The sequence below is a fragment of the Cellulosilyticum ruminicola JCM 14822 genome (assembly GCF_001311925.1).
In the GTDB taxonomy this organism is placed as follows: Bacteria; Bacillota; Clostridia; order Lachnospirales; family Cellulosilyticaceae; genus Cellulosilyticum; species Cellulosilyticum ruminicola.
The window spans coordinates 1-12,359 of sequence record NZ_BBCG01000034.1 but is presented as its reverse complement, the minus strand read 5'-3'; the positions used below and the strand labels follow the sequence as shown (position 1 = coordinate 12,359).

Sequence of the window (12,359 nt, the reverse complement as noted above, 5' to 3'; positions counted from 1 at the left end):
AATAGAGAGGGATAACATGATTAAAATTTATAATACGCTTACAAAGCAAAAAGAAGAATTTAAACCAATTGAGCCAAATAAAGTACGCATGTATGTATGTGGTCCAACAGTTTATAACTTAATTCATATTGGAAATGCAAGACCATATATCGTATTTGATACAGTACGCCGTTACTTTGAAAGCGTAGGATATGATGTAAATTATGTACAAAACTTCACAGATGTAGATGATAAAATCATTAAAAAAGCTAATGAAGAAGGACGTAGTACAACAGAAGTTGTAGAACAATATATCGCAGAAACACTTCAAGATGTTAGAAATTTAAATGTAACACCAGCTACAAAGCATCCACGTGTAACAGAAGAAATGAAACAAATCATCGAAATGATTGAAACACTTATTGAAAAAGGATTTGCTTATGAAGTAAATGGTACAGTTTATTACAATACAGCAGCATTTGAAGGTTATGGTAAACTTTCTAAGAAAGTACTTGAAGAATTAGAAGCTGGACGTAGTGAAAGGGTTACACTTACAGAAGAAAAGAAAAATCACATGGACTTCGTACTTTGGAAACCTAAAAAAGAAGGTGAACCATACTGGCAAAGCCCATGGAGCGATGGCCGTCCAGGATGGCATATAGAATGTTCTGCTATGGCAAAGCGTTATTTAGGAGACACAATTGATATTCACGCTGGTGGAGAAGACCTTATATTCCCACACCACGAAAACGAGATTGCACAAAGTGAAGGTGCAAATGGCAAAGCGTTCGCTCATTACTGGATGCACAATGCTTTCTTAAATATTGATAACAAAAAGATGTCTAAATCACTTGGTAACTTCAAAACACTTCGTGATGTAGGTGAAATGTATGGCTATGATGTGGTACGTTTCTTCATGCTTAATGCACACTACAGAAGTCCACTTAACTTCAGTGCAGAACTTATGGAATCAGCTAAATCAAGTTTAGAACGTATCAAAAATGCTAAAATGACACTTGACTTTGCATTAAAAAATAGCCAAGTAGAAGCATTAACATCAGAAGAAGAAACTCTTCTTGCAGAGCTTCCAAAACTTGAAGCACGTTTCCATGAAGCAATGGAAGATGACTTCAATACAGCTGATGCCATCAGCATTATCTTTGAACTTGTTAAATTTGCAAATACTTATGCAAAAGAAGGGGCTTCAAAACCTTTCATCCAAGCAGTATTTGATTTATTTAATAAATTAAGTGATACTTTAGGTTTATTATATGACTTAAAAGGCGATAATGAAGATGGATTAAGTGACGCTGAAATTGAAGAATACATTGAAAAACGTAAACAAGCTAAAAAAGCAAAAGACTTTGCAGAGGCTGACCGTATTCGTGAATTCTTAAAGGATAGCGGCGTTCTTATTGAAGATACTAGAGAAGGTGTGCGTTACAAACGCGTTTAATAAATAGGAGATCGTATGAATAAAACAATTGTAGAAGATTTACTTGAAGTAACTTTAGGATTAATGAATCATAAGGCAAATAGTTATTCACCATTAGCACTTGCATATATTGGCGATGGTGTATATGAAATGTTTGTACGTACTTATGTAATTAATAAAGGAAATGCTCCTGTTAATAAAATGCACAAGGCTTCTAGAGAACTTGTAAGAGCTAGTGCACAGGCGAAAATCTACTATTTAATAGAAGATGCTTTAACAGATGCAGAAATGGCAGTTTTAAAAAGAGGACGTAATGCAAAAAGCATTTCTGTTCCTAAAAATGGTGATGTGACAGAATATAGACACGCTACAGGATTAGAGGCACTTATAGGCTATCTTTATATAGATGGACAAATTGAACGTATCAAAGAGTTAATTGACTTAGGCCTTCAAAGATTTCATGAATCAGAGACGAAATAATAGGGCTTAAATAGAGGAGAAACAAAAATGACAAAAGGTAAACATATGCCAAAAGGCAAAAGAGAAGCAGGCTTCAAAGAAGAAGGTTTCAAAAAAGATAGAAGAAATTTTGAAGAAGAACGTTTTGAACCAGTAGAGCTTGATGAAAATGTACTCTTTGGTAGAAATGCAGTAATTGAAGCTTTAAAAGGTGAGAGAACTGTCGATAAAATCCTTGTTCAAAAAGGTGAAAAAGAAGGTTCTGTGATTAAAATCATCAGTGGTGCTAAAGCGAAAAATATTGTAGTTCAAGAAGTGGAAAAATCTAAATTAGATGAGCTTACAGGACGCAAGAAACATCAAGGAGTAGTAGCTTATGTAGCAGCTCATGAATATGTAAGTGTAGATGAAATTTTAGAATATGCAAAGTCAAAAGGAGAACATCCATTTGTACTTATCTTAGAAAATATCCAAGATCCACACAACTTAGGTGCCATTGTTCGTACAGCTCACACAGCTGGAGTACATGGAATTATCATTCCTAAGAGAAGAGCTGTAGGTCTTACAGGAACAGTAGCGAAATCATCAGCAGGTGCCTTAGAGCATACAAAGATTGCTAAAGTAAGTAATATTGGGCAAACAATCAAAGAACTTAAAGCACAAGGTTTATGGATTGCTTGTGCGGATATGGGTGGTAAAACTTTATTCGAAGAAGATCTCACAGGACCAATTGGTATTGTAGTAGGAAGTGAAGGTGAAGGAATCTCTAGACTTACACGTGAAAACTGTGATTATACTGTAAGTGTACCAATGTATGGTAAAGTAACTTCGTTAAATGCTTCAGTAGCTGCAAGTATTATGGTTTATGAAGTAGTACGTCAAAGAAATTTTAAATAGTATAAAAGGTGTTGTAAAAGTTGATTTTACAGCACCTTTTTATTTATCACAATGATTTGTTTAAAAATTATAAATTATCTAAATACAGAACATGTAATTGATAAATATGAATTTAACAAATATACTAATAATATAAAGTTAAGATAAGGGGGGATAAAGTGTATGCTATCATACAAAAGCTAAGTTTAAATTTGTATATTTGCTAAGTTTATTTTGAGACTCCCATAATTTCTATTGAATAGGTCCAACAAATAACAATAGAAAAGAGCAAATATGATTTATTATAAAATACATATACCAAGTACAGCTCGCTATATATCACCAATAGCTAGATTAATTGAATAGTGACAAGCAATGATTAGGTAGATATATATGATGTCGCCTTTAAAGAGATTTATGACAAATAAACACATTTGGAGGTAGAAAGATGTATGCGATGCGTGATAGCAAAAAAAGGTGGATTTATTTAGTAGTTCTGACGATGATTATTCAGCTTGTATCAGGCGTGAGCCTTAGAGCGGAAAATGTAGAGAAAACGTGTCTAATTGGGGGCATGGAAGTAGCGTTTAGTGATATAAAACTGATGGAAATTACTGAATACGATCAGCAAAAAGAAACGACAGTCTTCGGAGTCGATGAGCAAAAAGAAGTGAGATATAGCTTAAAGCTGATAGGCTGCCCGAGTGTAGACATCGATAAGGAACTTATAATAAAGCTACCGAAGGAATTGGGCCTTATTAGAAATGAAGTAATTCCTTTGCAAATTATCGATACTGATGGTATAAGTATACAAGTAGGAACTTGTGAAATGACAACTAATGAACAGGAAATAGCAGTAGGAATAATTAAGTTCTTAGATAAAATAAAGGAATACAGTGGGGTAGAAATTACCTTTGGAATAGGCGTAAAATCACAAGTGGCTGTAGCTGATGGAAAATCAGAGAAAAAGGATGTTGTATTTGAAGTAGATCAAATGAAAAAAAGTATGTTAATAGAATTCAAAGGAAAGGATTCTACGTCAACGGGGGGGATAAGACCGCCGACTATTGAAAAAACACATGAAAAATTCGATCCTAAAACAGAACAAATTATATGGGACATCACAGTAATAGCAGGGGATAAAGAGCTTGAAAATGCTATTATCAAAGATACTTGTAATGCAAATTATTTATATGTAGAGGATGTAGTAGGTGCCAACTATAGAGAAGCAAATGGGCCGTATGATACAGTCATTAGTATTGACGTACCAACTTTAAGTCCAAGAGAAAAACGTGTATTTAAAGTTGTTACACACGTTAAAGATGAAGTTTATGCAGTTAATAATAAATCAGTAACCATTCAAAATACAGCTTCATTGCAAGATAAGGATGGCCATAGATTAACTGAAACAATAGATCCAACAGATAGTGAAGTAATTAATGTAGAGTGGATTAGTAAGCGTGACAGTATACTAGAACAACAAGTAAATGATGGTGTCGTTACAAAATATATTCTTTGCTATAACTACATTAATAAACATTATGCTAATTTAGAAGGAAGAACATTAAAAAACTATTTACCAAAAGGTTTAAAGTTAGTTGAAGATACAATTAAAATCAATAATAGACCTTTAGCGAGTGTGACAAGTTTAGGAACTCTTACATATCACAATAACGAGGCAGGGACTATAGAATATACTGACCAAACTAATCAAAAAAAGAGTTTCAATTATAATTCAATAGTAGAATTTAAGTTTAATGATACATTATCACCTAGTGATGCTCATAATATGTATGAAATCTCATATCAGGTAGAGGTTACAGATGAAATAGAGGCAGGGGCTGGGGAAGGTAGTGAATATTCTAAAGTGGCAAGTATTAATATGCAGCCAACAGAGGATGGTCAAGAACATTGTTTCTATTATTATCTTAATTCAGGCACAAAAAATATTGGGGAAATTCAAAAAAGCTTTACGAAATATGATCAAGCAACGCATAAGATTTCATGGACTGTTTCTGCCAATCGTAAAAATAGCAGTATAGGGAAACTAGAAATTGTTGATACACTACCTGAAGGCTTGAAGTTAGATAAAAGTACATTTAAGGTAGGTAATACAGTTATTACATCGGTGCCAACTCAAATAGGTGAGTCGGATATGATGGTAGAAGGAAAATGTGAAAATGGCATAATTACTTGTTCAATTTATAAAGCAGATAAAAGTAATTTTAACCAGGGATATATTATAACATTTGATACTGATGTAGAAGACAAAATGTTTTATGCAAGTAATTCATCAAAACAGGTATATAAGAACCGAGTATATGCAAACTATTATACAGCTTATGAAGGTGGCATAGTTAATAAGGGAAGTGAAACATATGCAGAGGCTATAGTAATAAGTTGTGTAACATCTAAGTTTGCAGGAGATTTTAATAATAAAACAAAACAAATGACATGGTATATCGTAGTGAATCAAAATGGTATGCCTATTGAGAACTTAAAGCTGATAGACCAATTAGATGAAAAGCAAACTTATGCACCATATTCAATCAAAGTAATTAAAAGTGGAAAATATCAAAATTGGGAATTCAATGTACCTTATATTAAGACAAAGTTAGAAAGAGCGAAAGCAAGCGATATTATTGATGTGGGTGAACCTTCTATTACGAATAATGCACAAGGTCAGCTTTTAGAATGGGACTTGGGCAATGTTAATGACACTTATACAATTGAAATAAAAACAGATGTTGATACAACTGAGCCATTCAAACTCAATGGTGAAGATCCAATCTTAAAAAATGCAGTCAATATAGCTAGTCAATCTATTTATGAGGACTTGGTACCTGTAGAGGCTGAAAAGACTGTTACAAATAGCTTTATTAAATGTGTAGGTAAACAAATTAAAAAAGATGAGCCAATTGATTGGATGATATTAGTTAATCCAAATGAATTAAAAATTGATAATATTCAAATATCAGATGTTTTAAGTAAGGATTTAAGATTAGAATTAGATGACCTTAAAGTATATAAGGCATCAGTAGATAATGACAAAATTAAAAGTAGTACCTTTGATGAACTTGATAAATCAAAAGGTGCAGAAGTAACATTAGATGCTGATCAAATTAGCTATAATAAAGATAAAAATGAATTGAAGTTAACATTAGGTGATATGACAGAATGTTATCTTATTACATTTAAGACAAAGGTTATCTCACCTAAAATGGTAGGTGAATATAGTAATAAAGCAGTTTTAACAAGTAATGCAGAGGTAACTGAAAGTGTAATTTCTAATGAAGTAACAGTATCAACACAATTCTCAAATAGTTGGGGAACTATTACAACAGATGTGGGGACAATTAAAGTTATTGCAACAGATGCAGATCATGAGGATACAAAACTTCAAGGTGCAGAATTCAAGTTAAGTAATGGAAGATATACTTTCACAGCAGAAACAGATGAAAATGGTGAAGCAATCTTTAAAGACCTTGTTATAGGAAGAGACTATACACTTTATGAAAGTAAGGCACCAGAAGGCTATGAATTAGATAAAAACACATATCCTATCACATTAGATTCAACTCATAAAAATGGTGAACAGGCCGTTACCAATAAGAAGGAACCAGGAAGCTTAACAGTTGTTAAAGTAGATGCAGCTGATAATACACCATTACCAGATGCAGTATTTGAATTAAGTGATGATGGAGATTATAAAAAATCAGTTACAACAAATGCAGATGGTGAAGCCGAATTTAATGGATTAGAAATAGGCAAGACTTATGCACTTAAAGAAACAACAGCACCAACAGGCTATGAATTAGATGAAACAGTCTGTTTAGTTGAGATAAATAATAAAGTTGTTAAAGTTATAAGAACAAATAAGAAAAAAACAGGAAGCATCAAAGTCAACAAGGTAGATGAAACAGATCAGAGCATTAAACTAGCCGGAGCGACATTTGAATTAAGCGATGGAACAAAAACACTGGAAGGAACAACAGATGACAAAGGGGAATTAATCTTTAACAATCTAGAATTAGGAAAGACATATACGCTACATGAAAAGACTGCACCATTTGGTTATGTACTAGGAAATGAAAATAGTTATGAAATCAAGTTAACGAGTGACAAACCAGAGGTTGAGCAAAAGGTTACAAACAAGAAAGAAACATTACCACCAACACCACCGATAGATGTTATAAAAGGAACTTTAGAGATTGCCTTAGTAGATAAAGAAACTAGTGAGTTAATTGATGGTGGCGAGTTTACGTTAACTGTCGGAGGAAAAACTTATGAAGGTAAAACAGGTAAAGATGGTGAAACAGGTAAATTAGTATTTACTAATTTAACCATAGGTGAAGATTATATACTAGAAGAGACTAAAGCACCAGCAGGGTATGTTAAAGATACACAGGCGAAAACTGGTACAATCCAACAAGATAGTAAGTGTGAATTTAAGAATGAAAAAGAGACACAGATAGATCCAAAGCCAGAAGCGCCAAAAGGAATCATAGAAATTACGAAAGTAGATAAGGATACTAATGAATTACTTGATGGTGCAGTGTTTGAACTCACTGTTGGAACCAACACTTATCCGGGTGAAACTGGAGAAGCGGGTGAAAAAGGTAAGTTAGTATTTCGTAATCTACCAATTGGCGAAACTTATACATTGGTAGAAAAAAGGCACCAACAGTATATTCTAAATAGAACGACACAGAGTGGTTTAATAGTAGATAGTAATGTTATTGAAATTAAAATTGGCAATGAAAAAGAAGACAATCCAGGTTCAGATCCTGCTCCAGAAGAGCTAACAGGAACACTGGAAGTTATCAAATTAGATGATGAGACTAAAGAACCACTAGAAGGCGCTCAATTTAGCCTAAGTATTGATGGCGTTAAGTTTGTAAAAACAACAGATATAGATGGTAAAGCTATTTTTAAAGATTTACCTACAGGCGTAGACTATACATTAATAGAAGAAGAAGCTCCGAGAGGTTATATTAAAGAGGCAATGCCAAAGAGTGGAAATATAGCTACAGGTAGTGCACTTATTCCTGTTTATAATAAGAAGGATACTGGTTCAGATAAAGAGTCAGATAAAGAACCAGATAAAGAGCCAGACCCAATACCTACTCCAGAACCAGATCCAACGCCAGTTCCAGAAGAATCAAAAGGTATTATTGAAGTTATCAAACGAGATAAGAATACTAATAATCCACTAGAAGGCGTAGAATTTATATTAGACATTGGTCAAAGGCAGTTTATAAGAACAACAGATGTAAATGGTAAGATTAGATTTGAGGGCTTACCGATAGGTGAGGAATATATACTAACTGAAAGCAAAATGCTGGAAGGCTATATTCTAGATAGAACGACGCGAAGTGGTTTGATTTTGGATAATGAAGTGATTAAGCTTCAAATTTACAATGAAAGAGAAGCTATACCATTGCCAGAACCGGAGCCTATGTCTCGTCCGACACCAATAAAAGTCATCGTTGTTAAGACGCCGACAAAGCCTAATGATGAAAAACAAGAGGAAGATAATGAATCACTAGATTCATCATCAGATAATCATGAGAAGACAAGAGTGAGTGATGCCTCTGAAAGTGCAAGTATTTTAGATGATCCTACAGATGACAAGGTATTAGAGCATGAAGCTATAATTACTTTGAACTCTCAAGATTTGCAACCTAAGAAAGCTCAAAGCAGTGATGTGGATGAGGAAATTATTCCGAAGTTAGGTGAAGATCATAAAAATGTGGGGCTAATAATTTTATTAGGCTGGTTATTTATACTCATGGGCATTCTATTAGTCTACAGAAGAAAAGTTATAGAGAAAAATTTAATGAATCATTAAGAACAAAGGGCAAATGTAAATAGAAAGTAGTGATGAGTTTACATTTGCCTTTTTATTTTTGAGTTTATGGTAGGAAAATATGATTTTAATATAAAATAATAATTACTCTGAAAATGAAATTAAACTCCTTGAATTTGAAATTATTAAATAATATACTAAGAGAGAGTATATAGAATAGGAGGCGATACATTCATGCATAATGTGGATATTACACAAAATAAGTTTCGTGTAGTACTCATACTAGTTATTTCACTTATATTACAAATGTTTGCAGGCATAAGTACATACGCAGAAGATGTAGGTGGGGATATAATCACTATCGCTAATATGGATGTCATTATGCAACAAATTGAGCTTAGAAATAAAGAGAAGTTCCTATAGGAAGTCAAAAGGAAGATGCACTGAAAAATGGGGACGAAATCAGTATGTATTTCTTAATGAAAATGAATGACACCACAAATTATGATGCAACTACAAGTAGTGGCATTAAGGTAGAGATTCCAAAGATTTTTGAAGTAACAAGTGGTACGACAGATATCGAAATAAAAGAACCAGGAGAGGAGGATAAACCAGGCATAAAAATAGGTACTTGTGTGATTGATAAAGAGCAAAGTACAGCGCTTATTAATTTTAATAGTAACATATGTGACCTTGATGATGTGACAGCAGAAGTAGAATTTGGTGCTAAAATCAATGTAGATGATTCTGAAGCAACAAAGGGACCAATAACTAAAACATTTAAGATTCAAGAGTATCAAAAATCAATTACCATTTATTTTGCAGGTAAAGCAGATGATCCAAAACCAGATGTCACAATACCAGCTATTAGTAAGACTTGTGCAAACTTTGATATGAAAACAGGAGAAATTAAATGGGAGATTAATGTCAAAGGAAATAATCAGACACTTACTAATGTCAAAGTAGTGGATTACTTTAAAAGTTCAGAAATGAAATTTGTAAAGGCAACAATGGATGGGGTAGACTTCACTATGGATGAAAGTACAATGGGGGAATTTACAAATTTAACGGGAACCCTTCCTGTTCTAAACCCGGATGAAGAAAAAAAGATTATTGTAAGTACAGTTATTGATAATAAGATATTAAAAGGAAAAACAGATGGCTCTAAATATATATTTGTTAATAAGGCTAAATTAACAGATGGAATTGGTAAGAATTTAGCACCTGAAGTAGAAGCTTCTACACAAGTACTCATTGATTGGGTTACTAAAAAAGGAAGTGAAAGTGAAAAGGCGGGCGTAAAGTATATTGAGTGGTCTATTACAGTTAATAATCATCATGGCAATATTCAAGGCAGTACCATTACAGACAAGCTGCCTAAAGGACTTAAATTAGATGAAGACAGTGTTGTGCTTAAAAAATATGGAACTGATGAAGTTATTAAACTTGATAACAAAGCGCAAGGATATAGTTTTAAAGAAATAACTGAGTCAGAGGAGAGAAAATATCAAGGACAAGATGTAAAGGTAGATTATGCCTATCAAATAGAATATAAATTTCCTGATGTAGAAGATCATGCAACCTATGTACTATGTTATGCTACAGAGGTACTTGATGAAGAAGGTGCAGGAAATGCTTTTCAAAAAATTAACTTTTACAATTATGCTGGGTTAGGTGGCATAGATGGTATAGCTGATATTTTCTGTGATTTTATTGGTGTAAGTATAAGCGGAAGCTTTATAGAGAAGAGACAATACTATAGCGTAAAAAACCGTAATATCACATGGACCATTACTGTTAATAAAGATAAATATTATATAGAGCCAGGTGCTAGTGTAATTGATGAGCTAGATATAGATGAATCAAGACCGGACAATCGATTAGAATTTCAATCAATGGACATCAAGAAAGGTACAACATGGAGTAAGGTAACACTTACTAAAGAGGAAATCGAATCAGATAATGAGGTAAAGAAAGAAGTAACATTTGAAGATGGTACAAAAGCTAAAATTACCTTTACAAAAAAAGGCTTTAAGATGGATTTTGAAGATGCGATTACTGAAGTATATACAATACAGTATGTAACCTTAATAAAAGATGAATACTTCTTAGCCAATTCATCAAATGTCTATAAGAATAAAGCAAAACTTATAGGTACGAGAAAAGGCAAAACAATAGATATTGATGCAACAGCACAATCTAATGTTAATAGTGTGATGTTAAAGAAAGAAGCTATAGATTATGATTATAAAAATCAAATAGCTAATTGGCGTGTCATCATTAATGGGAATAAGGTAACAATGAAAGATGCTGTCATTACTGAGATTATACCAGAGGGACAAGAATATGTGGATGAACCTATTGTTATTGAAAAGGTAACTCAAATGCCAAATGGTAATGATGCATATGCGGGGCAAGTGGTAACAGATGGCAGCGTGACTGCAACAGCTGAACCACCAGATGCAGATGGTAAAGTAGTGATTAAATTAAGTGAGCTTTCTGATACATATGCACTTAATATTAAAACGCGATTAACAGATGAGAAAGCAAAAGAAATATTTGCTAAATCGGGATCTTATATACTTAAAAATGAGGTAAACCTCATGTGTACAGGTATGAGAGCTGGTGGGATATTTGATAATGCAAAACAAGAAATAGAAAGTATTATGATAGATAAAAAAGGTGAACAGCTCAATCAAGGAGATCCAATCACATGGACCATTACTGTCAATAAGAATCGTCTTGAACTACAAAATGTAGTAGTTAAAGATGAATTGATTGGTGACTTGGATTTATGGGAAGGCGAGCTGGGTGATGTACGTATATATGAAATGAATGTAGACGAAAAAGGTGAATTAACACCAGTTGGTGGACCTATTGATTGGGAAAATGACAATCAATATGATGTAGCCTTTGATGCTGAACATAATACACTAAGAATTGCATTTTTAGAAGCCATTACAAAATGTTATTGCATTGTATTTAAAACAGAGGCAATCAAGTATGAGTTATCCCAAGAATTTGGAAATAAAGTAAGTATAGAAGGTCTAGGTGTAGATAATGGAAGAACCGAAGCTTCTCACAAGGTTAAGGCACGTTATATAATAGCTTGTGCCACAGGAAAAAGAGTAAGAGGTAGTGTAAAGGTTGTTAAAAAGAATCAAGAAGGCGAACCTTTAAAAGGTGCTAAGTTTGCACTTATTGATTGGAGAGGTACGAAAGTTTGGGAAAAGGAAACTGATGAAACAGGAACATTAGTTTTTGGAGAATTACGTCTTAACAAACAGTATACAGTTAAGGAAATAACAGCACCAAAAGGATATGTTGGTGAAGTAGAAGAGAAGTTCATATTACAAACAGAGAATGAACAACATGTATGTGAATTTACAAACAAAAAAGCAGGTGTCGTAATTGTTAATAAGCAAGATGAAAAAGGTAAACTATTAGCAGGTGCTACATTTAAATTATTAGATGGAAATCATAAAATAATAGGTGAAAAAGTAACTGACGCTGAAGGTAAAGCAAAATTTGATAATTTAGATATTAACAATAAAAAATATTTCATTAAAGAAATAAAAGCACCAGAAGGATATGAATTAGATAATAAAGAAGTAGCGTTTACTTTATCAGAGACTGAAAAACAATTTGTGCATAAACATATTAATAAAAAGACGCCAACGCCGACTACAAAACCAGATTCAGGCCCAAGCCCAAGTCCAAGTCCAAGTCCAAGTCCAAGCCCAAGTCCAAGTCCAAGTCCCAAGCCCAAGTCCAAGCTCCAAGTCCAAGTCCAAGCCCAAG

At 33.3% G+C, this 12,359-nt stretch carries 6 protein-coding genes; all 6 read left to right on the top strand.

Annotation, left to right across the window (positions count from 1 at the left end; translation table 11 throughout):
• The first annotated feature begins 19 nt into the window (after positions 1-19).
• Positions 20-1,435 (top strand): cysteine--tRNA ligase, encoded by a 1,416-nt coding sequence (gene cysS / locus JCM14822_RS11600; protein ID WP_054742579.1) that lies wholly within the window; start codon positions 20-22, stop codon positions 1,433-1,435.
• 15 nt (positions 1,436-1,450) lie between these two features.
• The gene (locus JCM14822_RS11595; protein WP_054742529.1) at positions 1,451-1,894 is read left to right on the top strand and encodes a Mini-ribonuclease 3; all 444 of its coding nucleotides are present in this window, start codon (positions 1,451-1,453) and stop codon (positions 1,892-1,894) included.
• A gap of 27 nt (positions 1,895-1,921) precedes the next feature.
• Positions 1,922-2,770: a 23S rRNA (guanosine(2251)-2'-O)-methyltransferase RlmB gene (gene rlmB, locus JCM14822_RS11590; protein ID WP_242861495.1), complete on the top strand. Its 849-nt coding sequence runs from the start codon at positions 1,922-1,924 to the stop codon at positions 2,768-2,770.
• A gap of 427 nt (positions 2,771-3,197) precedes the next feature.
• The gene (locus JCM14822_RS11585) at positions 3,198-8,600 is read left to right on the top strand and encodes a SpaA isopeptide-forming pilin-related protein (RefSeq protein WP_054742527.1); all 5,403 of its coding nucleotides are present in this window, start codon (positions 3,198-3,200) and stop codon (positions 8,598-8,600) included.
• Positions 8,601-8,792: 192 nt separating this feature from the next.
• Positions 8,793-8,981 carry a hypothetical protein gene (locus tag JCM14822_RS11580; protein ID WP_054742526.1) on the top strand — a complete coding sequence of 63 codons (189 nt, stop codon included), beginning with the start codon at positions 8,793-8,795 and terminating at the stop codon, positions 8,979-8,981.
• 44 nt (positions 8,982-9,025) lie between these two features.
• Positions 9,026-12,359 (top strand): collagen binding domain-containing protein (locus JCM14822_RS11575; RefSeq protein ID WP_157047732.1); only part of this gene is annotated, 3,334 nt, incomplete at its 3' end.

Excerpts from the sequence above, each read along its gene's own strand:
- JCM14822_RS11595 (WP_054742529.1), top strand. The coding sequence starts at position 1,451 with ATGAATAAAACAATTGTAGAAGATTTACTTGAAGTAACTTTAGGATTA.
- rlmB (WP_242861495.1), top strand. The coding sequence starts at position 1,922 with ATGACAAAAGGTAAACATATGCCAAAAGGCAAAAGAGAAGCAGGCTTC.
- JCM14822_RS11585 (WP_054742527.1), top strand. The coding sequence starts at position 3,198 with ATGTATGCGATGCGTGATAGCAAAAAAAGGTGGATTTATTTAGTAGTT.
- JCM14822_RS11580 (WP_054742526.1), top strand. The coding sequence starts at position 8,793 with ATGCATAATGTGGATATTACACAAAATAAGTTTCGTGTAGTACTCATA.